Here is a 23,914-nt window from a genome sequence, read left to right as displayed (position 1 = left end):
TATGGCAGTAACAGATTTTATAGCAGCTATCGAACTGGGTTCGACTCACATTACAGGAATCGCCGGCAAAAAGAATGCAGATGGAAGCATTCAGATTCTTGCCTATGCCAATACTCCTTCATCAGATTGCATCAAAAAAGGAGCAATCTTCAATTTGGACAAAACCACACAGGTACTAGTCTCCATTATCCAGAAGCTAGAAGAAGATTTGCAAGCTTCTATCAAAAAAGTCTATGTAGGAATAGGCGGACAATCCATACGGAGTACACGTAATAATGTAACCAAGCAATTAGGAGAAGAAACTAAAATATCACAGGCGCTGATTGAATCACTCATGGAAAGCAACCGGGAAATCTCTCTGATAGATCAGGAAATCCTGGATGTGGAACCGCAGGAATACAAAGTAGGAAACAATCTGCTGACTGAACCTGTCGGTATTTCAGCAGACCGTATTGAAGGGCGTTATTTGAATATTATCGCACATCATACTCTTAAAGATAGAATTACCAAATGCTTCAACCAGACTAAGTATGAAATAGCAGATTACTTCCTGTCTCCGGTCGTTACCGCCAATGTAGTTCTAACCGACAGTGAAAAACGCTCAGGTTGTGCACTCGTCGATTTAGGAGCAGATACAACTACCGTGGCCGTATATAAAAACAATATCTTGCGTCACCTGGCAGTTATTCCATTGGGAAGTAACAATATCACCAAAGATATTTGTAGCTTACAAATCGAAGAAGAAGATGCAGAACAATTGAAAATACGCTACGGATGCGCTCTGACTCCTCCGACAGAAGATGACGAAGCTGTGGATGAACAAGAATATAGCATTGAAGGTAAATGTTCCGTTCCCGCTCATAAACTTGAATACATTGTTGAGGCTCGTATCAACGAGATTATTTCCAATGTATGGAATCAGATTATGGTGTCTGAATACGGTGACAAACTGCTGGCGGGGCTGGTTCTCACCGGTGGAGCATCTAATATGCCCAATATGGATGAAGCGTTCAAGCAAATTACCAAAATTGAAAAAATCCGTATCGCAAAAGGTGGAAATATCACTTTAACCGGTGCCCTACAGTTACCGAAAGACGGTACACAAAACACACTCATCGGACTCTTGGCAGAAGGAAAAGAAAATTGCCTTAAGATTGACCCACGGAAAGGACATCAACTGGACTTCATTGACGAAATAAAAGAAAAGGAAGAAGAAGCTAAACGCAAAGAAGCTGAACGTATTCAGGCAGAAGAAGCCAGACGAAAAGCGGAAGAAGAAGCCGAACGTATTCGCAAAATCAATGAAGAGAAAAAACGTCAGGAAGAAGAACGTAACCGTAAACGATTGGAAGAATATACCGCATACGTAGAAGAAGCCAGTCTACTTCTCAGCAAGAAGAAATACAAAGCTGCATTGAAAGAAGTAGAAAATGCACGGCGCATGCACCTCGCTGAAAAGGAAGAAGAACTGAATGAATTGGAGAAGAAAATCAACAAGGAGAAAAAAGAAAACAGTTGGTTTGACCTCTTTGCCAAGAAAGTTACAAACCTTTCTGATGAAATATTAAAAGATAACTGATTATTCATTTACATAAACATATTAGGATTATGTCAGACGAAACAATGGTACCTTTCGATTTTCCGAAAGACTCTCCACATATAATAAAAGTAATTGGTGTGGGTGGCGGCGGCGGTAATGCCGTTAACCACATGTACAAAGAAGGTATCCATGATGTGACATTTGTGGTCTGCAACACGGATAACCAGGCGCTGGAAGAATCACCCGTACTCCGGAAACTACAATTGGGTAGCGAAGGACTAGGTGCCGGAAACCGTCCGGCCAAGGCACGTGCTGCTGCTGAAGAAAGCATCGAAGACATCAAGAATATGCTGAACGACGGATGCCGCATGGCATTCATCACAGCTGGTATGGGTGGTGGAACCGGAACCGGTGCAGCTCCTATCATCGCCAAAACGGCTAAAGACATGGAAATCCTGACCGTAGGTATCGTGACCATTCCTTTCCTGTTCGAAGGTAACAAGAAAATCGACCAGGCTCTTGACGGAGTGGAAGAAATGAGCAAGCATGTAGATGCCCTGCTGGTTATCAACAACGAACGCCTGCGCGATGTATATTCCGACATCAGTGTAATGAATGCCTTTGGAAAGGCAGACGACACACTGTCTATCGCCGCAAAGAGTATTGCAGAAATCATTACCTTGAGAGGTATCATCAACTTGGACTTCAACGATGTGAAAACCGTGTTGAAGGACGGTGGTGTAGCAATCATGAGTACAGGATACGGAGAAGGCGAAGGAAGAGTCACACAGGCTATTACCGATGCCCTTCATTCCCCATTGCTGAACAACAACGATATTTTCAACTCCAAGAAAGTGTTGTTCGTAATTACCTATAGCCCGAACAGCGAACTGATGATGGGTGAAATGGATGAAATCCATGAATTCATGAGCAAGTTTGGCAAGGACGTAGAAACCAAATGGGGTCTTTACACTGATGAAACCCTGGAAAACAAAGTGAAATTCACCATTCTGGCTACGGGATTCGGTATCAAAGACGTTCCCGGAATGGACAATGTGCTCAAACAGCGTTCACTTGAAGAGCAGAAACGCCTGGACGATCTGGAAGAAGAAGAGCAAAAGAAGGACGAACGTCGAAGCGACTACTACGGAAAGAGCATCCTGAAGAGCAGCATTCGCAAAAAACGTCCGAATATCTACATCTTCAGTCAGGAAGACTTGGCCAACGATGACATCATCAGCATGGTAGAAACAACTCCTACCTACAAGCGCACCAAGATGGAACTGGAGAATATCCGTTCAAAAGCGACTACAGAAGAAAAGATTGCACCGGAACCGGAAGCTGCAAACAACACCGGCTCTATGACAATTACTTTCTAAACATCACAAAGAGGACAACATTTAAACTTTATAATGAATATGGATTTATTTGAACAGATTAGCAACGATATCAAAGAGGCAATGAAAGCCAAAGACAAAGTCAGACTGGAGACTTTGCGCAACGTAAAGAAATGTTTTCTGGAAGCCAAAACCGCTCCGGGTGCCAACGATACCCTGACCGATGATGCAGCCCTGAAAATCATGCAGAAACTGGTGAAACAAGGAAAAGATTCAGCTTCTGTATACGAAGGACAAGGTCGCGCTGACCTGGCAGAAGAAGAAATGGCTCAGGTACGCGTGATTGAAGCATACCTTCCGAAACAGCTTTCTCCGGAAGAACTGGAAGCTAAACTGAAAGAAATTATTGCCCGTGTAGGTGCTACCAGCGGAAAAGACATGGGTAAAGTGATGGGAGTAGCTTCTAAAGAACTGGCTGGTCTGGCTGAAGGCAGAGCAATTTCTGCCAAAGTAAAAGAATTGCTGGGATAATCTCATTTATATCCCCATCCAAAAAACGGGATTCTCTTTTCTCAAATGAAAGGAGAGTCCCGTTTTTCTTATTCTATCATTATCGCACATCAAGCAAAAAGTTCCTTCAGCACATCAAGCGATTTCAGTTCAGGGAATTCCGGAAGATGCAAACGATAATATTCCATCATCACAGTCAGACAACGCTGCCGCTCCATACGGTTCATACCGAAAAGAAACATCGTTTCATAATTCATACGTGCCAACTGGCAGATGTGCGACGACTCCTCAGGAGACAGACAGATGCCATGCAAAGGCTTGTTCTCTACGAAACATGCATTCAGCATATCAAACCAGCTACCTTCCCGATAATCTTCCAGATTAGGATAAAAACCCAAGAACCTGGACAACCTGATCAGAAACACCAGGTGAAAATTAGCATAATCACTCCGGCAGGCATCCAGCCAGCGAATAGACGACACCAAATAAGCAAACAGCGGTTCGTTCTTCCCTTCCTCGCGTAAGGCATGCGACAAGAACTCAGCCAAAAACATCGCGATACTTAATTTGTACGGATCGTAAGGCACAGACTCCAACGGATAAGACAATCTTGCTTCCTTCACCGGAGGCAAAGAAGTACGGGAACGCACATCGGCTTCTACCTCAACCAGGGAAAGCGGACGAAACAACGCCCCGTTTACCAGCGACTTGCGCGAACGCGTGGCAGGTATCACAAACGACATACTTCCATGCTGACAAGTATAGATATGCACAATATTCGATTTGTCACTGTACCTGACTACGTGCAGCACTACTCCATCCAACTTCTGCAACATATCAGCAAGAAAAGAACAAATTCAGCACTTTGTCACGGTCCTTTCTCCGTACCGTCAGCGAAACACTGCCCGAACCTTCCTCAGAAGATACCATCAGCAAAGGAATATCCTTTAGCAAAGTCACCAGACTTTTTTCCGACATCTTCCCTTTGCGATCATCCGCCTCTTGTACACATATCACTTCCACCTCTTTCTCTACCGTCACTTCCGCAAATACGGAAAGTTCCTTACAAACGTTCTGCAAAGCAGAAGCATCCGCCCCCGTCACTACAGAAAAACTTCCGGCCGAAGAAGCCATGGCAAAAACAGGCATGTCATAATGCGCCATCACGGCAAGAGCCCTCTCTAAAAAACGAAAAGAGGCCACCGCCTCCAACGTACGTAAACGCACATACACTAATTCCGTGCACTCAGCCAACACCTGGAAAGAAGAAGGCTCCCCTTCTTTATCTCCCCATTCTGCCAGACAGACCTTTCCATTATACAGGCCGACGGACCTTAATTTACAGCATTCCATCTTTCAAATTATCCTAAATATAAAATCTATTTTTGCGGACGAAAGATAGAAAAAGTCCTTATACAAAACAAACAAAACCCGTAAACTTTTTCTTCACACCACGAGACACTTTTTATGTTTCCTTCCCGCGAAACCTACGTTTTTCAAGGCGGAACCGTAAGTTTTACGAAAGAGAAACATAGAGTTTGGCTATGGGAAACATAGAAAACAACAAAAAGAATCCCTCTTAATGGAGGGGGATAAAGAAAAACGCAACAAATTTGATAAAAAAAGAAGCGAATGTTTTGGAGATTTCAAAATTCTTCCTACCTTTGCATCCGCAAACGAGAGATATGTATCCTCGTGAGACTTCAGGAGTTCTTCCTGAAATAAAGGATGGCCCGTTCGTCTATCGGTTAGGACGCAAGATTTTCATTCTTGAAAGGGGGGTTCGATTCCCCCACGGGCTACATAATAAACAAAAATCAAGAACAATATTAAAGATTAGTCGAGATGGCAAATCACAAATCATCTATTAAAAGAATCAGACAGGAAGAAAAAAGAAGACTTCACAACAGATATTATGCTAAGACAATGCGTAACGCAGTGAAGAAACTTCGTGCAACTACAGACAAAGCTGAAGCTGTTGCATTGTATCCTAGTGTACAGAAAATGTTGGATAAGCTGGCTAAGCGCAACATTATCCACGCGAACAAGGCTGCTAACTTGAAGTCTAAACTGGCTGCTCACATCAGCAAATTGGCTTAAGTCTACGCTTGACGCAAGAAAGATATTAAGGCTGGATGATTACATCTAGCCTTTTGTCGTATAGACTCGGTTCATGTCTTTTTCACGATTTTTAGAGTGCTGAAAATCGCTTCGTTCCAGTTTTTTTAGTATCTTTGAAAGCTTAAAAAAACGAAGAAAAAACATGAGTGAAGAACTGACACAGAACAGCGGAAGCAACTACTCGGCCAGCAGTATCCAAGTGCTGGAAGGACTGGAGGCCGTTCGTAAACGCCCCGCCATGTATATCGGCGACATCAGCGAAAAAGGCTTGCATCACCTGGTCTACGAGGTAGTGGACAACTCCATTGACGAAGCCCTTGCCGGTTATTGTACACATATAGAAGTAACTATCAACGAAGACAACTCGATTACCGTACAAGACAACGGTCGCGGTATTCCGGTCGATTTCCACGAAAAAGAAAAAAAATCAGCCCTCGAAGTCGTAATGACCGTGCTTCATGCCGGAGGTAAGTTCGACAAAGGTTCCTATAAGGTTTCCGGAGGTCTGCACGGTGTGGGTGTATCCTGCGTGAACGCCTTGTCTACTCACATGACCACCAACGTATTCCGCAACGGAAAAATCTACCAGCAGGAATATGAATGCGGAAAACCGCTGTATGCCGTAAAAGAAGTGGGCACAACCGACATTACCGGTACACGCCAGACTTTCTGGCCGGATGGAAGTATCTTCACCGTAACCGAATACAAATACAGCATTCTTCAGGCTCGCATGCGCGAGCTGGCTTACCTGAACAAAGGAATCACCATCACCCTGACCGACAAGCGCGTAAAGGAGGAAGATGGTTCTTACAAGCAGGAAAAATTCCACTCAGAAGAAGGCGTAAAAGAATTCGTACGTTTTCTGAATTCCAACAATACACCGCTTATTGATGACGTAATCTACTTGAATACCGAAAAACAAGGTATTCCCATTGAATGCGCCATTATGTACAACACCGGATTCCGCGAAAACCTTCACTCGTATGTGAACAACATCAACACCATCGAAGGTGGTACACACGAAGCCGGATTCCGTATGGCACTGACACGTGTATTGAAGAAATATGCAGAAGAAAGCAAGGCTCTTGAAAAAGCCAAGGTGGAAATCTCAGGTGAAGACTTCCGCGAAGGACTGATTGCCGTGATTTCTGTAAAAGTATCGGAACCTCAGTTTGAAGGGCAGACCAAGACCAAGTTGGGTAACAACGAAGTGAGCGGTGCTGTGAATCAAGCTGTGGGAGAAGCCCTGACTTATTACTTGGAAGAACATCCGAAAGAAGCAAAGATTATTGTCGACAAAGTGGTACTGGCTGCTACCGCACGTGTGGCTGCCCGTAAGGCCCGCGAATCGGTTCAGCGTAAAAGTCCGATGGGCGGCGGCGGACTGCCGGGAAAACTGGCCGACTGCTCCAGCCGTGTAGCCGAAGAATGCGAACTCTTCCTCGTCGAGGGTGATTCTGCAGGTGGTTCGGCCAAGCAAGGAAGAAGCCGTCAGTTCCAGGCCATCCTGCCATTGCGCGGTAAGATTCTGAACGTGGAAAAAGCTATGTGGCACAAAGCGTTCGAAAGCGATGAAGTGAACAACATCATTCAGGCGCTGGGCGTACGTTTCGGTGTGGACGGCGAAGAAGACAGCAAGAAAGCCAACATTGACAAGCTGCGCTACCACAAGGTCATCATCATGACCGATGCCGATGTCGATGGTTCTCACATCGACACACTGATCATGACACTGTTCTACCGCTATATGCCTGAAGTAATTCAGGGTGGTCACCTGTATATCGCTACTCCTCCGTTGTACAAATGCAGCAAGGGTAAAATCAGCGAATACTGCTATACAGACGAAGCCCGTCAGGCTTTCATCCAGAAATATGGTGAAGGAAACGAACAAGGCATCCACACCCAGCGTTACAAAGGTTTGGGTGAAATGAATCCGGAACAGCTGTGGGAAACTACCATGAATCCGGAAACCCGTATCCTGAAACAGGTAAATATCGAAAACGCGGCCGAAGCCGACTATATATTCTCCATGCTAATGGGCGACGATGTAGGTCCACGCCGTGAATTTATCGAGAAAAATGCGACGTATGCAAATATCGACGCATAATCTCATTTTTTAATTCATTATTATTAAATCCATCCTCACATCTTACACGAGGGAACCTCCGGAAGCCGAAAGGACATCCGGAGGTTTTTTATTTGCATGAATCCATGAGATTCATTATTTTTGGACAAAACTATGAGCCACAACTAATACATAAGATATGAAAATTACTTTTCGCATACAATACCGTACAGTCTGGGGAGAAAGCCTGTGCGTGCTTCTCAGCCAGAATCACATACAACATACCGTAGAAATGACTACCCGCAACGGAGAAGAATGGACCGGAAAGGCAGAATTCGACTTTCACCCTTCCGAACCTATCTGCTACCGTTATGCCGTAAGCCGTCAAGGAACCCTTGTACGCCAGGAATTTGGCGCCATCCCCCATTCGTTCTATCCGGGCAACCTGCAACAACAGCACTACCTCGTAGAAGACTGCTGGAGAGATCTGCCACAAGATGCCTACCGCTATACATCGGCTTTCAACAATACGTATGCGCTGGAGCAACCTTCCCGATTGTCTGACAATACCGGCAGGTGTATCACCTTCCGCGCACTTTGCCCCGGCCTGAGTACCCACAGACAGCGCCTGGGCCTCATCGGTAGCTGTGCGGCACTGGGCAGTTGGGAGTACTGCCGCCCGCTGCGAATGAAGGAAGTACAACCCAACGTATGGCACCTGACACTGGATGCCTCCTCATTAGAATATCCTTTTGAGTATAAGTTCGTGGCCATTCATGAAGAGACCGGAGCCGTAGAAAAATGGGAAACCCGCCCGAACCGGATATTCCCTCTGCAACCGTTGCAACGCGGAGAAACCTACCTGCCCATGGAAACGGAAGTATTCTTTGACGATGCCCCGCAACGGATAGCCGGCTGCGCCATTCCCGTATTCTCCCTTCGCTCGGAAGGCAGTTGCGGTGTTGGCGACTTCGGTGACCTGAAGCTACTGGCCGACTGGGCAGATGAGACCGGACAGAAAGCAATTCAGATTCTTCCCATCAATGATACGACTATGAGCGGCACGTGGACTGACTCTTACCCTTATAACAGCATCTCAATCTACGCTTTTCACCCGATGTACATCGACCTTCGCCAGCTCCCTGCCCTGAAGGACAAGAAAGCCGCAGAAGCGTTCGAAAAAGCACGCATCGAAGTGAATTCCCTTCCCATGATGGATTATGAAAAGGCCAATAAACTGAAGATGGACTACCTGAGGAAAGTATACCAGATGGAGGGAAAAAAAGTACTTGCCTCGGAAGAGTTCCTGAACTTCTTCCAGCATAATGAGGAATGGCTTCAGCCTTATGCTGCTTTCTGCTACCTGCGCGACTCGTATGGTACACCGGACTTCAATCACTGGCCGAAATATTCTACCTACGAAACCAATGAAATAGCCAAACTGTGTACGCCCGGAAACAAAGCCTATACCAAAATCGCCTTCTACTATTACCTGCAATACCAGTTGCACGTGCAACTGCTCGCCGTAAGTACGTATGCCAGAGCAAAAGGTATTCTGCTAAAAGGCGACATCCCCATCGGTATCAGCCGTTCCAGCGTAGAAGCCTGGGTAGAACCTCATTATTTCCACCTCAACGGTCAGGCAGGTGCTCCTCCCGATGCTTTCTCCGTCAACGGACAAAACTGGGGATTCCCAACCTATAACTGGGAAGTGATGGAAAAAGACAATTACCGCTGGTGGCGCCGCCGTTTCTCCAAGATGGCAGAATACTTTACAGCTTACCGCATCGACCATATCTTAGGCTTTTTCCGCATCTGGGAAATTCCCGACCATTCGGTACACGGTCTGCTCGGACAGTTCTCTCCTTCCCTTCCCCTTAGCATGGATGAAATCAGAAGCTTTGGTCTGAATCTGGACCGAGAGTTCATGACACAGCCGTTTATCAACGACAAGGTGCTGGAAGAAGTCTTCGGCACACAAAGTGAATACGTACGGCAACATTTTATCACGCCCAACGGAAAAAGAGGCTACGCATTACTGCCGGAGTTTGATACCCAGCGAAAAGTGGAAGCTTATTTCAATGGAAAAGAAGACGAGGATAGCCTGAAACTAAAAGAAGGGCTTTATTCCCTGATCAGCAACGTGCTGTTTGTCACAGACCACCACGACGCCGAGAAACTCCATCCTAGAATTGCTGTACAGAATGATTCCGTATTCCAACAGCTGAACTGGAAGCAACAGGGAGCCTTCAACCATCTGTACAATCATTACTACTACCAGCGCCACAACGAATTCTGGTATCAGGAAGCCATGAAAAAACTTCCGGTTCTCACCCAATCCACTCCTATGTTAGTATGCGGAGAAGATTTAGGTATGGTTCCGGAGTGTGTGCCCTGGGTAATGAGGCAGTTGCAGATACTCTCACTTGAAATCCAACGCATGCCCAAACAAATGTACGAAGACTTCGGACACCCTGAAAACTATCCGTTCCTATCGGTATGCACCATCGGTACGCACGACATGTCCACTTTCCGCGGATGGTGGGAAGAAGACCCAGCCCTCACGGAGCGCTTCTATCATCAGGAAATGCATCATCAGGGAGAGATTCCCGTACATGCTCCCGGATGGCTCTGTAAGGACATCGTATTCCATCACCTGAAAAGCCCTTCACTGCTCTGCATTTTGGCATGGCAGGACTGGATGAGCATCAACGAACAGCTACGCAATCCGGATATAGAAGGAGAGCGCATTAACATACCAGCCCATCCACGGCATTACTGGCGATGGAGAATGCACCTCACACTGGAGCAACTACTGAAAGAAAAGGAATTGAACCAGACAATCCGTGAATTGATTGAAGACAGCAACCGTAGATAGAAACATACAATGAGGGCCTGAAATTCCAACAACTTCAGGCCCTCCTCATTTTTTTCTTATCAGAAATTTATTTCTTTCCCAATAAAAACTCGTCAATGGTCTTTCTCAAAGCTTCTTCAGGCAAGGCTCCTTGCGCTACCTGAGGAGTTCCCTTTGCCGGAATGAACAGAAGGGTCGGGATGCTGCGTATACCAAAAGCAGCGGACAACTCAGGCTCCTTATCTGTATCAATCTTATAGACCACAATCTTTCCTTTATATTCCGCAGCCAGTTTCTCCAGTACCGGGGCGATAGCCTTACATGGACCACACCAAGTGGCATAGAAATCCACAATAGCCGGTTTATCACCTTCGTATTTCCATTCTTTCGGATTCTTCTCATAATTATATACCTTAGCCAGGAAATCAGCTTTAGTCAGATGAATAACGTTGGCTTGTACAGCTGCACTCTCCTGTACTTCAGCCTTGGTTTCTTTACCAGCATTATTTCCACAAGCCGGAGTCAGCATGGCAGCAGCCAGCGCCATCAACAGCAATCTTTTCATAATTCACAAAATAACGGGTTATCAATTCTTTTCTTTGTGCACAAAAATAGTGCATTTTGTAATAAGAACAAATTTTGAATCAAACAAGTTGAGAGAAACGCGTGTTTATAACTTTTATTGAGAAAGTCCGATGGAATACTATAAAACATCAGCGGGACAAACAAATATACTTTGTTCATCCCGCTGAGATTTAATCTTTTAATCTGCCCTGACAGCTATTAATACTCTTCCTCGTTGAAGAAGAAATCTTCTTTACTCGGATAATCAGGCCAGATATCTTCTATACTTTCATAAATTTCTCCTTCGTCTTCCATTTCCTGCAAGTTTTCAATTACTTCCAGTGGAGCACCTGAACGCATTGCATAGTCAATTAACTCGTCTTTAGTTGCTGGCCAAGGAGCATCTTCCAGCTTTGAGGCCAATTCCAATGTCCAATACATAGTATATAATTTTAAACAGTTTTACTTCTTTATATTGATTCGCAAAAATATAACAAATTCCTTCACTCGCAACGCTTATCCCAATAAATTTCGCTTTCGTCTGTTAAATTGTTTAACCGACGTGACAAAACGAACAGATAATCAGACAATCGGTTCACAAAACACTTTGCCTGATCCTCTAATTCATAGGAAAGACTTTCTTCCAAGGCCTGAATCCGACGTTCTGCCCGACGACAGACCGTACGACAGACATGACAAACGGAAGCCGGATAACTCCCTCCCGGAAGGATAAAACCTGCAAGCGATGGCAAAGAGGCGTTTATCTCATCGATAGCCTGCTCCAGACGCTGCACGTTCTCTACTGAGATATGACTCTCTACCGGAAAAGTAGTCTTTTCCAAGTCGGTAGCCAGATAAGAGCCTAATGAAAACAGTTTATGCTGCACAAAACGCAATAACTCTTCATGCTCTGCATCCTTCATTACCGAAATCAATAATCCGATAAAAGAATTCAATTCATCTATGGTTCCGTATGCATCCAAACGTATATCAGCTTTTGAAACACGTACTCCTCCTACCAGCGAGGTGGTACCTTTATCACCTGTCTTGGTATAAATCTTGGTCATTTTCATATATTTAAGGTCTTAAAGTCAAAGAAAGTTCACGATACGATGCTCCTTTACACGCTCTTTATCAAAAAATACCAGTCCGACATCGTAAAGGTCGAATGTAATTCCCGTACGAGGATCTGCTATAACTTCTTTCCACCACCTTTTCTTCTCTGGAGTAGCATAGGGATTACCAATAATAAAACAAGTGTGTTTACCTGCCAGCGGAACCAGCCGTTCAAACATCTCCTTATATGCTGGAGTATGGGCAATATGTACCACTTCCGGCTTTACACCTTCCTTGAGCAACCTATCCATATCTGCCTCACAGTTTCCGGTCAGGTAATCAATAGAAGATTTTCCGGAAAGAATCCGTTTCACTGCATCTTCCGATTGTTCTGAGAACGTATAAACCTGCATGCCTGCATTGGCTTCGGCCATATAACGGGTACTTATTCCGCTGCCAGTTCCCACTTCCCATACTACAGAAGGCCGTAGATGATTAATCAGACGAAATAAGAACTTATCGACTTTTTCCCGATAATGAGGCAAAAAAGCCACCACACGTCTCAAGTGATGCAATGGCGCATAGGCATAGAATGGCAAACGTTCGTAAATGACAAACGTAATAAAAAAGAAATCGGAAGGAGAATGTACTCCGTATCCGCAACGATGCCGAAAACGACGACACCAGTTCCACCCTCTTAATATAAAATCCCCCATTTTTCGGACGCTAATATTGGTTGATAACGGGGGACAAAGATAAAATTTATAGTGGAAAAACGAAAAGGATAGTGTAATTATGATACAAAATATCCTGAATGGATGCAGAAATCATTCCGCTTCCATCCAGGATCAATATTTCATGAAAAACGTGGTTTATTTACGTTGTCCCAATTTGTCATCCAAATACAGAATGCCAGCTGCATCACCACATTTTCTGAGCTTCTCTACAATGTTCTGTGCAGTAGCTTCTTCTTCTACCTGTTCACGAACATATCCCCACAAGAAATCCTGTGAAGCTTTGTCTTTTACTTCAGAGGCGACATTTACCAACTCGTCAATTAAGCTGGATACATGACATTCGTGCTTGTATACATGTTCAAATACTTCCTGTACGCTGCCCCATCCTTGTGGAACGACGTCAATTTTATCCACTTTAGCTGCGCCACCACGTTTAACTAAGTAATCAGCTAAATCATAAGCATGCTGCAATTCTTCTTGTGACTGTTTACGCATCCATGAAGCAAAACCGTCGAAACCTTCTTTCTGCAAGTAGAAAGACATGGACAAATACAAGTTAGAAGACCACATTTCCGCAGTAATCTGCTCGTTGATGGCATTTTGCAATTTTTCTGAAATCATAGTTCTATGTGTTTAAATAAGTAATTCAACATCTATAAAATAAACCACAAAAAAGATGCCAGAAAAGTTCTTACCACGTTTTTTCCAACGAACTGACAGGATGTCACCAAACCAAGTCTATCTACGAAAGCATGTGAGCTTTTCCCAAAAAGAAACGGGATAAATTCAGCTTATCCATAACCCAGGCTATCGCAAACGAACCGATTACACAGAAGCATAAGGACACACATAAAAAGAGCATCCCGGTAGGTTCAAAAGCCAATACAGGTACCAAAGGCTTCGCCGCCATTGTAAATACCGGAGAAAACACTAACAGTACAAAGGTATGAGAGCCTATGTAGCCCAATCCCCTTTTCAAACAATCAGGTAAATAGCGATATACAGCCAACAGAAAACTAATCATCAGATAAGTCAGAGCTGCCCCGGAAAGAGTTGATTTATTCAAATTTGTCTCATCAGCAGCCAGCCATATTACAGGCAGCAAAGCCCAGAATGAAGCTGAAAAGAAAGTACGGAAGTCAAGTGAGCTCCGTCTCAAAGCCACTCCAGCGGTAAAGTAAAGTGCATTTATCAAAGAAAGTATTCCACAAGCTGACAATACGGCATAGCATAAGGCCAGTATAATTAAGACGGAAACAGTATTACTCCACTTTCCAGCCAATTTGTCCACCAATAAATAAACAAGTCCACACAGCATCAACGTATGAAGATACCAATAGGGCCCCAAAGGATGCAAGAACAATTTATCCAGCCACAGAGAAACACTTAAATGCTCCACTGATTCACGAACCGGCAGAATAGCAGACATGATGACATAACCTGTCTCCATCACAGCGTATGGAATAAAAATCCACCACATCGTACGCAGAAACGGACGTATCCCCTTGGCTATGTTCATGACATAACCGGAAATGATCAAGAAAGCAGGCATGTGGAAAGTATAAACCAAAGCTTTAGCGTATGGATATTTGTCACCGATATATACAAGATGAAACACTATCATCAATAAAATAAAGATGGATTTCAGATAATCAAGCTCTGCAATACGATTTTTCATGGAGCATAAGAATTGATTGGTAATAAAAAAAGGTTGACTTAATCAAGTCAACCTCTCTGTACCCAGACCCGGGGTCGAACCGGGATGGATGTTACTCCACTGGTGTTTGAGACCAGCGCGTCTACCGATTCCGCCATCTGGGCATTTGTTTTTCGTTTGCGTGTGCAAAGATAGACACAATTTTCTAAACACACAAGAAAAATGCTGATTTTTATCAAAAAAATCTCTTGTTGTCCTTGTATTACACAAGTAGCAACAAGAGATTCTATAGTTTCACCGTTTATTTCTGACGGATAAAGATATTTATCGGAGTTCCCGAAAGTTTCCAACGTTCACGAATCTTATTCTCAAGGAAACGACGGTAAGGCTCTTTCACGTATTGCGGCAAGTTGGCAAAGAACACAAATGAAGGAACCTGTGTATTCGGCAACTGTGTAATATACTTAATCTTGATATACTTTCCTTTATTTGAAGGTGGCGGATAAGCCTCAATCAGCGGCAGAAGTTCCTCGTTCAGACGAGCTGTCGGGATTCTTGTCGTACGTGCCTGGTAAACTTCCTTCGCCAGTTCAAGCACTTTCAGAATACGCTGTTTTGTCAATGCTGATGTAAAGACAATCGGAAAGTCAGTAAAAGGAGCCAGACGATTGCGAATCGCATCTTCATATCCTTTCATTACCTTAACCGTTTTATCCTCAATCAAGTCCCATTTGTTGACAACTACCACAAGTCCTTTCTGGTTTCGCTGTACCAAAGAGAAGATGTTCAAATCCTGACCTTCAATACCACGTGTAGCATCCAGCATCAGAATACATACATCCGAATTTTCGATGGAGCGGATGGAGCGGATTACTGAATAATACTCCAAGTCTTCGCTCACTTTATTCTTTTTACGGATACCGGCTGTATCGACCAGATAGAAATCAAAACCAAACTTATTGTAACGGGTATAGATAGAATCGCGCGTAGTACCCGCAATCTCTGTCACAATATTACGGTCTTCTCCAATAAAGGCATTAATAATAGACGATTTTCCGGCATTCGGACGTCCTACCACAGCAAAGCGAGGTATATCATCATCCAAGATTTCAGGAGTTTCCTTCTTGAACTTGCTCAATACCAAATCCAGCAAGTCACCTGTACCGCTTCCACTTAAAGCAGAAACACAGTAAGGATCACCCAAGCCTAAAGAATAAAACTCAGCCGCATTATACTGCAGGTCATTATTATCCGTTTTATTTGCTACTAAAAGTACAGGAGTCTTGGAACGGCGCAAGATTTCGGCTACTTCCATATCCAAATCAGTAACTCCATTCATTACGTCTACCACAAACAGAATGACATCGGCTTCATCAATTGCCAGCATTACCTGTTTGCGAATTTCCTCCTCGAATACATCGTCCGAGTTCACCACCCATCCTCCGGTATCTACTACTGAGAATTCCTTTCCCAGCCATTCCGACTTACCATACTGTCGGTCGCGGGTTGTACCGGCCTGTTCATTTACAATCGCCTGACGACTCTTGGTCAGACGGTTAAACAGTGTCGACTTTCCCACATTGGGACGTCCCACAATCGCAACTAAATTTCCCATAATTATCTTCATTTACGGCTTCGCAGCCGATATTAATCCAATTGATAACCAAAATTTTTCAATTCCTTGTCAGAGCTTCTCCAGTCCTTATCCACCTTAACAAATGTCTCCAGGTAAATGGATTTACGGAAAAAGTGTTCCAACGTCTTACGTGCTTCAGTAGCCACTTTCTTCAAGGCTTTTCCCTGACGACCGATAATAATACCTTTCTGAGAATCACGCTCCACATAAATCACCGCATTGATATGGATACTTTTCTCGTCTTCCTTGAACTGTTCTACTACGACCTCTACTGAATAAGGAATCTCCTTGTCATAATACAACAAGATTTTTTCGCGAATAATCTCTGTCACAAAGAAACGGGCAGGCTTATCCGTCCATTGGTCCTTTCCAAAATAAGGAGGAGAATCCGGCAACAGCTCCTTAATACGCTTCATCACCACATCCACATTGAATTTGGCCATTGCAGAGATAGGAATAATTTCCGCTTCAGGCAGCATCTCGTGCCATTCATCTACCAATTTAACCAAATCCTCCTGATTAGTCAGGTCAATCTTGTTAATCAGCAACAAAACCGGCACCTTCAAGTTGCGCACCTTTTCCATAAACTCCGCATTCTTGTCCGGTTTTTCCACCGTATCAGTGACATACAGCAACACGTCTGCATCCACCAATGCCGATTCCGAGAAGTTGAGCATAGACTCCTGAAGCTTATAGTTAGGCTTCAATACTCCCGGGGTATCAGAGAAGACAATCTGCATATCCTCCGTATTAAGAATACCCATAATACGATGGCGAGTTGTCTGAGCCTTGAAAGTCGCGATGGAGATGCGTTCCCCCACCAGCAAGTTCATCAAAGTAGATTTTCCGACATTCGGATTACCTACAATATTCACAAATCCGGCTTTGTGCATAAGTAAATATTAGTTCACAGACAAAAAAACGCATCGATTGGGATGCGTTTTTTATCTGTAGTGTTAATTCTTTCTTTATTTATTTCCGTCATAACCCCACTTCACATAGCAGGCACCCCAGGTAAATCCTGCACCAAACGCAGTGAAGATGATATTATCGCCCTTCTTCAGTTGCTTTTCATAATCCCATAAGCAAAGTGGCAAAGTTCCGGCACTGGTGTTACCATAGCGCTGGATATTAATCATTACCTTATCCAATGGAACTTCCAGACGAGAAGCAACCGCATCAATGATTCGCAGATTTGCCTGATGAGGTACAATCCAGTTGATATTGTCCTTGTTCAAACCATTACGTTCTGCAATCTGAGCCGTTACGTCAGACATATTAGATACAGCATATTTGAATACCGTTCTACCTTCCTGATACAGATAATGCATCTTATTGTCGATTGTAAAATAAGAAGGAGGACAAACCGAACCACCTGCTTTCATGTGCAGGAAAGGAAGTCCTTTACCATCTGTACGCAAGATAGAATCCATGATACCATAGTCTTCTGTTGTAGCTTCTACCATGCAAGCCGCAGCACCGTCACCGAAAATCGGACATGTAGCGCGGTCTCCATAGTTCACCATTGAAGACATCTTATCTGCACCTACAATGATAATTTTTTTATGACGACCAGACTGAATCATGCTGGCAGCAGTTTCCATGGCATACAAGAATCCGCTACAAGCAGCCTGCAAGTCAAATGCATACGCATTCTTCAATCCCAGTTTGTCACAAAGAATAGAAGCAGTAGAAGGGAAATGATAGTCAGGAGTTGTAGTAGCTACAATCACGCAATCAATAGAAGCCGGATCTGAGTCCGTTTTCTGCATCAACTGCTTGGCAGCCTTACGGGCCAAATATGAAGTTCCCAAACCTTCTTCGTTCAGGATACGTCTTTCTTTCACCCCGATACGAGTCATAATCCACTCATCGTTGGTGTCAACCATTCTCGACAATTCTTCGTTTGTCAGGACATAATCAGGTACATATCCACCGACTCCCGTAATTACAGCATTTATTTTTTCCATCATTTCTTAATTTCGTGGCTTATAAAAAAACAGCCGGGGAGCCGAAATGGCTCTCCGGCTTTAATTTCCCTGGAACATGCAAAGATGTTCTACAAAGCGTCAAGTTATTAAAGAGCAGCTTCTTTTTCGATAGCTAATTTACCTCTGTAATAACCACAAGCCCCACATACTGTGTGATAAACATGCCATTCGCCACAGTTCGGACAAATAGCTAAAGTAGGAGCAACTGCCTTGTCATGAGTTCTTCTCTTCGCAGTTCTCGTTTTTGATTGTCTTCTTTTAGGATGTGCCATTTTTCTAAACTTTTATTTAATTATTATCTAATATTTTCTTCAATTCGTTCCATCTCGGATCTATCTCACGTGCTTCTGAAGGCTCATCTGTCATTTCCTCCTCATCCAAGAAGTCATCCATTTCATCTTCTTCATCCGCAGAAGTACGCAAATGTTTGTTCAAGGCTCCCATCATCCCTTTATTACATTTTCCGGGAGCATGCACATGCTTCATCGGTATGCTCAATGCGATAAACTCGTACATAAACCAAGCGACGTTAATATAACCGTCTTCTTCTGGCACAATCACCATATCGTCTTCGTCCGAAAATTCGAGTCCGAGTTTTACCTTCAATGTGTCATCCGTTTCTACCGGCAACTCCATATCATCCAAGCAGCGATCGCACGGCACAACTACAGAACCCTCAATATGGAAATTCAAGACATAAATGCCCATTGTTTTCTTCACATCCAACTGCACCTGCAGTTTTCCTTTTTGAATCTCCGGAGCATCAATATCTGCGAAGAACTGATTTGTCAGTGAAAACTCATAATGAGCTGAGTTTTCCTTCATGTTCTTCAATTCTATTTTATATGTAGCAAGTTTTCCCAAGTCGCAATACTATATAAATCGGGCGACAAAGATACAAATAATAATTCATTTTATCTAGTCTTTCTACTTTTTATTTATTAAAAATACTTGTTTATCCAACAATTCACCTCTTCAATACCTATTTTAATATACCTATATTTCCTTAATATTAAGACTCGACTACTGGCTGAACTTTTCATATTCTCTACTTTTTTCTTTATATACCCAGTATTGTACCCTAAAAAGAATAGACTTTTAATATAATTAACCCTATCATCATAAATAAATATAGTATTAATAGCGCATTTAATTAGCAAATTAAGTAACTTTGCAGCACATATCAAAGAAATAAAACCTTATCCGTATGTTAACTCAAATAATTAATGCCCGTATTTTAACACCTCAAGGCTGGCTAAAAGACGGTTCTGTACTAATCAGAGACAATAAAATCCTGGAAGTAACTAATTGTGACCTGGCTATCGTCGGTGCTACACTCATCGATGCTAAAGGAATGTATATCGTACCGGGAGGAGTCGAGATCCATGTACATGGCGGAGGTGGACGTGACTTTATGGAAGGCTCTGAAGATGCATTCCGCGCAGCCATCAAAGCTCACATGCAGCATGGTACCACAAGTATTTTCCCGACGCTTTCTTCGTCTACAATTCCCATGATTCGTGCCGCTGCTGAAACTACGGAAAAATTAATGAGTGAACCCGACAGTCCAGTACTGGGACTTCATCTGGAAGGACATTATTTCAACATGAAAATGGCAGGGGGACAGATGCCGGAAAACATTAAAAACCCTGATCCGGAAGAATACATTCCACTTTTGGAAGAAACGCACTGCATCAAACGCTGGGATGCGGCTCCTGAACTTCCAGGTGCCATGCAATTCGGTAAATACATCACATCAAAAGGGGTATTGGCAGCCGTAGGACATACACAAGCTGAGTTTGAGGATATCTATACAGGATTCCATGCCGGTTATACTCATGCAACTCATTTCTATAATGCGATGCCGGGATTCCACAAACGCCGCGAATATAAATATGAAGGAACTGTAGAAAGTATCTATTTAATGGACGACATGACGGTAGAAGTAGTGGCCGATGGTATCCATGTGCCTCCTACGATTCTCCGTCTGGTACACAAAATCAAAGGAGTTGAAAAGACAGCTCTGATTACCGACGCATTAGCATGTGCAGCCAGCGACAGCAAAGAAGCTTTTGACCCTCGTGTCATCATTGAAGATGGAGTTTGTAAACTAGCCGATCGTTCTGCACTGGCAGGTAGCATCGCTACCATGGACCGCCTGATCCGTACCATGGTACAAAAAGCAGAGATTCCATTGGAAGATGCAGTCAGAATGGCTTCAGAAACACCAGCCCGCATCATGGGTGTCCTCGACCGTAAAGGTACATTGGAAAGAGGAAAAGATGCAGACATCATCGCCCTCGACCGTGACCTGAACGTACGTGCCGTATGGGCCATGGGAAAACTGGTGGAAGGTACCAATAAACTTTTTTAATGACTTAATTATTCGACGCTTATGTTGACACAAATTATAAATGGTCATATCCTGACTCCACAAGGATGGCTGAAAGACGGTTCTGTACTTATCAGCGATGGGAAAATACTGGAAGTAACCAACAGCGACCTGGCTGTTATCGGTGCAACTGTAATCGATGCCAAGGGTATGTATATCGTACCGGGATTCGTAAGCATGCACGCACATGGAGGTGCCGGACATGATTTTACAGAAGGTACTGCCGAAGCTTTTCAAAAGGCTACACAGGCCCATCTGACCCACGGAGCAACCTCCATCTTCCCGACACTAAGTTCTACCAGCTTTGACAATATCAAACATGCAGTAACTACATGTGAAGAACTAATGAAAGCGCCTGGAAGCATTATCCAAGGTCTTCACATCGAAGGGCCATATCTTAACAAAAAAATGGCTGGAGCACAGTGGGAAGAGTTCCTGAAAGATCCAGATCCAGAGGAATACATTCCATTGCTGGAAAGCACACAGTGCATCAAACGTTGGGACATCAGCCCAGAATTACCCGGAGGACACGACTTTGCAAGATATACCCGTTCAAAGGGTATTCTGACAGCAGTCACTCACACCGAAGCTGAATATCCAGAAATTAAAGCCGCATTTGAAGCTGGATTCACTCATGCAGCACATTTCTACAATGCGATGCCAGGATTTCATAAACGTCGCGAATATAAATACGAGGGTACAGTAGAAAGCGTATACCTGACAGACGGAATGAGCGTGGAAGTAATTGCCGACGGCATTCACTTGCCTGCCACTATCCTGAAATTAGTCTACAAACTCAAAGGAGTAGAGCAAACCTGTCTGGTTACTGATGCACTTAAGTATGCAGCCAACAATGGAGAAGCTATTGATGACCCTAAATATATTATAGAAAACGGAGTATGTAAATTAGCTGACCACTCTTCATTGGCAGGAAGTTTGGCAACGATGGATGTACTGATTCAAACTATGGTAAAGAAAGCAGCGATTCCATTAGCAGATGCCATTCGCATGGCTTCTGAAACTCCTGCTAAACTGATTGGTATTGATTCACGCAAAGGAACCCTCCAGAAAGGGAAAGATGCCGATATCGTCATTCTTGACAAAGACATTAATGTACGATGTGTATTTTCTAACGGAAAAATTGTGGAAGGCACCAATACAATGATTCACTAACCTAACCTAATTATATTATAGAAATCAATCAAGAATTCCCTGGACTGTGAAGTCCGGGGATTTTTTTATCCTTATACTTCAGGGAAGTTAACACAATACGGACTTTCTATCTATCCCTGCTTCCAGAGTAGCTTCTTAATTATCTAAACATGTCAGAAAGTTGTAGACGGGAAATAGTCCTATGGCGAAGTAAACATATCTCCAATCTAGTTTCTCTTCTCAAGCTGTTTTCGCCCGTTCTGAGCGTATCCGGAGCTTCCGATGAAGAATGACTCTCCTTTTTCGGAGAAAACGTCTCCAGGTGCATTTCTGAAGGCCGTCCGGGTGAGCGGTAAAGAAGCAAGAGGAAAAAGGAAGGAAAGAAACCGTCAGCAGAAAGAGGAAGCCTGCTGCGGAAGGAGCGGAAACGGACGCAGGCACAGACGCACGGACAGTACGGATACAAAAAAACCCTGAAGTATCTCTACCTCAGGGTCTCTGTTAAGACGGCGACTACCTACTCTCCCACTTGCGCAGTACCATCGGCGTGACGAAGCTTAACTTCTCTGTTCGGAATGGGAAGAGGTGGAACCTTCGTGCAATAGTCACCTGAATATCTTTATATATTCATGACTCACAAGCAAGCAACTTCAGCACTTCTTTCATGCTAAACGTATATATCATCCTTTCGATGACTTCCATCCGCTCCGCGCGGATAAGGAAAGCTGACGGGCAATTAGTAATGCTCGGCTTTGCTGTCTCCAGCTTTACACCTGCATCCTATCAACGTTGTCGTCTTCAACGACCCTGAGAAATCTAATCTTGTGGCCGGCTTCGCACTTAGATGCTTTCAGCGCTTATCCGATCCCGACTTAGATACCCGGCGATGCGCCTGGCGGCACAACCGGTAAACCAGAGGTCGGTCCAACACGGTCCTCTCGTACTAGTGTCAGAGCCACGCAAATTTCATACGCCCACGATAGATAGAGACCGAACTGTCTCACGACGTTCTGAACCCAGCTCGCGTGCCACTTTAATGGGCGAACAGCCCAACCCTTGGGACCTTCTCCAGCCCCAGGATGTGACGAGCCGACATCGAGGTGCCAAACCACTCCGTCGATATGAGCTCTTGGGAGGGATCAGCCTGTTATCCCCGGAGTACCTTTTATCCTTTGAGCGATGTCCCTTCCATACGGAAACACCGGATCACTATGCTCTAGTTTCCTACCTGCTCGACTTGTCTGTCTCCCAGTCAAGCGCCCTTCTGCCATTACACTCTGCGGACGGTTACCGATCGTCCTGAGGGCACCTTTAGAAGCCTCCGTTACGCTTTTGGAGGCGACCACCCCAGTCAAACTACCCACCAAGCAATGTCCTTCAACCTGAAGTTAGAACTCAAACAAACGAAGGGTCGTATTTCAACAGCGGCTCCACAAACACTGGCGTGCCTGCTTCAAAGCCTCCGACCTATCCTACACATCGCGTGCCCAAATTCAATGCTAAGCTATAGTAAAGGTTCACGGGGTCTTTTCGTCCCATCGCGGGTAATCGGCATCTTCACCGATACTACAATTTCACTGAGCTCACGGTTGAGACAGCGTCCGGATCATTACACCATTCGTGCAGGTCGGAACTTACCCGACAAGGAATTTCGCTACCTTAGGACCGTTATAGTTACGGCCGCCGTTTACTGGGGCTTCAATTCAATGCTTCTCTTGCGATGACATCTCCTCTTAACCTTCCAGCACCGGGCAGGTGTCAGGCTGTATACGTCTACTTTCATATTAGCACAGCCCTGTGTTTTTGTTAAACAGTTGCCTGGACCTATTCTCTGCGCCCTCCCATTTCTGGGTAGGGACCCTTTATCCCGAAGTTACAGGGTCAGTTTGCCTAGTTCCTTAACCGTGATTCACTCAAGCGCCTTAGTATATTCAACCCGACTACGTGTGTCCGTTTGCGGTACGGGTACCTCTGAAGTTATGTTTAGCGGATTTTCTCGGCAGTCTGCTTACCCGCACTATCACTGCTTCCCGAAGGAATTGGTGTACTGTCAAGTTCGACTCTTTCCGTGGATTTGCCTGCGGAAATCAACGTCTACACTCTTTAACCGGCTATTCCGTCAGCCGGCGGCGGTGTCACTGCTGCGTCCCCACGTCACCCTCAAAGGTAGTAACGGAATATTAACCGTTTCTGCCATCGGTCTCGCCGTTCGGCTGAACCTTAGGACCCGACTTACCCTGATCCGATTAGCGTTGATCAGGAAACCTTAGTCTTTCGGCGAGGGGGTTTCCCGTACCCC

At 44.3% G+C, this 23,914-nt stretch carries 21 protein-coding genes, 2 tRNA genes and 2 rRNA genes; 9 read left to right on the top strand and 16 right to left on the bottom strand.

The genetic code is table 11. The features are described 5' to 3' along the window. Position 1: 1 nt before the first annotated feature. Genes ftsA through BACPLE_RS06145 form a run of 3 tightly spaced genes read left to right on the top strand, consistent with a single transcriptional unit; the run spans position 2 to position 3,408 of the window. Complete coding sequence (gene ftsA, locus BACPLE_RS06155; protein WP_007559917.1) at positions 2 to 1,579, top strand: cell division protein FtsA; 1,578 nt, start codon at positions 2 to 4, stop codon at positions 1,577 to 1,579. A 29-nt stretch (positions 1,580 to 1,608) separates the two neighbouring features. After that, positions 1,609 to 2,919: a cell division protein FtsZ gene (gene ftsZ, locus BACPLE_RS06150; protein ID WP_007559915.1), complete on the top strand. Its 1,311-nt coding sequence runs from the start codon at positions 1,609 to 1,611 to the stop codon at positions 2,917 to 2,919. Between the two features lie 39 nt (positions 2,920 to 2,958). Then, complete coding sequence (locus tag BACPLE_RS06145) at positions 2,959 to 3,408, top strand: GatB/YqeY domain-containing protein (RefSeq protein WP_040312526.1); 450 nt, start codon at positions 2,959 to 2,961, stop codon at positions 3,406 to 3,408. Positions 3,409 to 3,497: 89 nt separating this feature from the next. On the opposite strand, the gene recO is transcribed toward BACPLE_RS06145, so the two are convergent. Beyond that, positions 3,498 to 4,223, bottom strand: a complete 726-nt coding sequence (gene recO / locus BACPLE_RS06140; RefSeq protein ID WP_007559912.1) for a DNA repair protein RecO — start codon at positions 4,221 to 4,223, stop codon at positions 3,498 to 3,500. A 1-nt stretch (position 4,224) separates the two neighbouring features. Continuing rightward, positions 4,225 to 4,740, bottom strand: a complete 516-nt coding sequence (locus BACPLE_RS06135; RefSeq protein WP_007559909.1) for a hypothetical protein — start codon at positions 4,738 to 4,740, stop codon at positions 4,225 to 4,227. Positions 4,741 to 5,117: 377 nt separating this feature from the next. Here BACPLE_RS06135 and BACPLE_RS06130 point away from each other — a divergent pair. From BACPLE_RS06130 to BACPLE_RS06115, 4 genes are all read left to right on the top strand, one after another. After that, a tRNA-Glu gene (locus BACPLE_RS06130) sits at positions 5,118 to 5,189 on the top strand. Between the two features lie 43 nt (positions 5,190 to 5,232). Beyond that, complete coding sequence (gene rpsT / locus BACPLE_RS06125; protein ID WP_007559907.1) at positions 5,233 to 5,487, top strand: 30S ribosomal protein S20; 255 nt, start codon at positions 5,233 to 5,235, stop codon at positions 5,485 to 5,487. A 163-nt stretch (positions 5,488 to 5,650) separates the two neighbouring features. Continuing rightward, the gene (gene gyrB / locus BACPLE_RS06120) at positions 5,651 to 7,615 is read left to right on the top strand and encodes a DNA topoisomerase (ATP-hydrolyzing) subunit B (protein WP_007559905.1); all 1,965 of its coding nucleotides are present in this window, start codon (positions 5,651 to 5,653) and stop codon (positions 7,613 to 7,615) included. 157 nt (positions 7,616 to 7,772) lie between these two features. After that, complete coding sequence (locus BACPLE_RS06115; RefSeq protein ID WP_040312512.1) at positions 7,773 to 10,451, top strand: 4-alpha-glucanotransferase; 2,679 nt, start codon at positions 7,773 to 7,775, stop codon at positions 10,449 to 10,451. Between the two features lie 67 nt (positions 10,452 to 10,518). Here the strand turns inward: BACPLE_RS06115 and trxA are convergent, their stop codons facing one another. The 12 genes from trxA to BACPLE_RS06060 all read right to left on the bottom strand — a co-directional run bounded on the left by trxA (position 10,519) and on the right by BACPLE_RS06060 (position 18,896). Further along, a complete protein-coding gene (gene trxA / locus BACPLE_RS06110) occupies positions 10,519 to 10,995 on the bottom strand; it encodes a thioredoxin (RefSeq protein ID WP_007559896.1) in 477 nt (158 codons plus the stop codon). Positions 10,996 to 11,213: 218 nt separating this feature from the next. Further along, positions 11,214 to 11,435 carry a DUF2795 domain-containing protein gene (locus BACPLE_RS06105; protein WP_002558131.1) on the bottom strand — a complete coding sequence of 74 codons (222 nt, stop codon included), beginning with the start codon at positions 11,433 to 11,435 and terminating at the stop codon, positions 11,214 to 11,216. Between the two features lie 62 nt (positions 11,436 to 11,497). After that, positions 11,498 to 12,067, bottom strand: a complete 570-nt coding sequence (locus BACPLE_RS06100) for a cob(I)yrinic acid a,c-diamide adenosyltransferase (protein WP_007559893.1) — start codon at positions 12,065 to 12,067, stop codon at positions 11,498 to 11,500. A gap of 18 nt (positions 12,068 to 12,085) precedes the next feature. Then, on the bottom strand, positions 12,086 to 12,766 hold the full coding sequence (locus BACPLE_RS19275; RefSeq protein ID WP_040312503.1) for an O-methyltransferase: 681 nt from the start codon (positions 12,764 to 12,766) through the stop codon (positions 12,086 to 12,088). 156 nt (positions 12,767 to 12,922) lie between these two features. Then, on the bottom strand, positions 12,923 to 13,408 hold the full coding sequence (locus tag BACPLE_RS06090) for a ferritin (RefSeq protein ID WP_007559889.1): 486 nt from the start codon (positions 13,406 to 13,408) through the stop codon (positions 12,923 to 12,925). Between the two features lie 121 nt (positions 13,409 to 13,529). Then, positions 13,530 to 14,465 (bottom strand): acyltransferase family protein, encoded by a 936-nt coding sequence (locus BACPLE_RS06085; protein WP_007559887.1) that lies wholly within the window; start codon positions 14,463 to 14,465, stop codon positions 13,530 to 13,532. 59 nt (positions 14,466 to 14,524) lie between these two features. Next, positions 14,525 to 14,608, bottom strand: a tRNA-Leu gene (locus tag BACPLE_RS06080). 137 nt (positions 14,609 to 14,745) lie between these two features. Beyond that, the gene (gene der, locus BACPLE_RS06075; protein ID WP_040312524.1) at positions 14,746 to 16,059 is read right to left on the bottom strand and encodes a ribosome biogenesis GTPase Der; all 1,314 of its coding nucleotides are present in this window, start codon (positions 16,057 to 16,059) and stop codon (positions 14,746 to 14,748) included. A gap of 32 nt (positions 16,060 to 16,091) precedes the next feature. After that, on the bottom strand, positions 16,092 to 16,973 hold the full coding sequence (gene era / locus BACPLE_RS06070; protein WP_007559883.1) for a GTPase Era: 882 nt from the start codon (positions 16,971 to 16,973) through the stop codon (positions 16,092 to 16,094). Between the two features lie 75 nt (positions 16,974 to 17,048). After that, positions 17,049 to 18,050, bottom strand: a complete 1,002-nt coding sequence (locus tag BACPLE_RS06065; RefSeq protein ID WP_040312523.1) for a beta-ketoacyl-ACP synthase III — start codon at positions 18,048 to 18,050, stop codon at positions 17,049 to 17,051. Positions 18,051 to 18,157: 107 nt separating this feature from the next. Next, positions 18,158 to 18,343, bottom strand: coding sequence for a 50S ribosomal protein L32 (rpmF, locus tag BACPLE_RS18830; RefSeq protein WP_007559879.1), 186 nt, complete (start codon positions 18,341 to 18,343; stop codon positions 18,158 to 18,160). A gap of 16 nt (positions 18,344 to 18,359) precedes the next feature. Continuing rightward, positions 18,360 to 18,896 carry a YceD family protein gene (locus tag BACPLE_RS06060; RefSeq protein ID WP_022052394.1) on the bottom strand — a complete coding sequence of 179 codons (537 nt, stop codon included), beginning with the start codon at positions 18,894 to 18,896 and terminating at the stop codon, positions 18,360 to 18,362. A 382-nt stretch (positions 18,897 to 19,278) separates the two neighbouring features. Between BACPLE_RS06060 and nagA (BACPLE_RS06050) the strand changes: the two genes are divergently transcribed. Further along, complete coding sequence (gene nagA / locus BACPLE_RS06050) at positions 19,279 to 20,445, top strand: N-acetylglucosamine-6-phosphate deacetylase (RefSeq protein ID WP_007559876.1); 1,167 nt, start codon at positions 19,279 to 19,281, stop codon at positions 20,443 to 20,445. A 21-nt stretch (positions 20,446 to 20,466) separates the two neighbouring features. After that, entirely contained in the window at positions 20,467 to 21,636 is a 1,170-nt protein-coding gene (gene nagA, locus BACPLE_RS06045; protein ID WP_007559874.1) for an N-acetylglucosamine-6-phosphate deacetylase, read from the top strand. Positions 21,637 to 22,119: 483 nt separating this feature from the next. On the opposite strand, the gene rrf is transcribed toward nagA (BACPLE_RS06045), so the two are convergent. Both rrf and BACPLE_RS06030 read right to left on the bottom strand, forming a co-directional pair. Continuing rightward, positions 22,120 to 22,228: ribosomal RNA gene (gene rrf, locus BACPLE_RS06035) — 5S ribosomal RNA — on the bottom strand. A gap of 103 nt (positions 22,229 to 22,331) precedes the next feature. After that, positions 22,332 to 23,914, bottom strand: a 23S ribosomal RNA gene (locus BACPLE_RS06030); the annotation flags it as partial.

The sequence above is a fragment of the Phocaeicola plebeius DSM 17135 genome (genome assembly GCF_000187895.1).
Taxonomy (GTDB): Bacteria; Bacteroidota; Bacteroidia; order Bacteroidales; family Bacteroidaceae; genus Phocaeicola; species Phocaeicola plebeius.
Note: the sequence above shows the minus strand (reverse complement) of the source record. Positions and strands in the feature narration are given on the sequence as shown.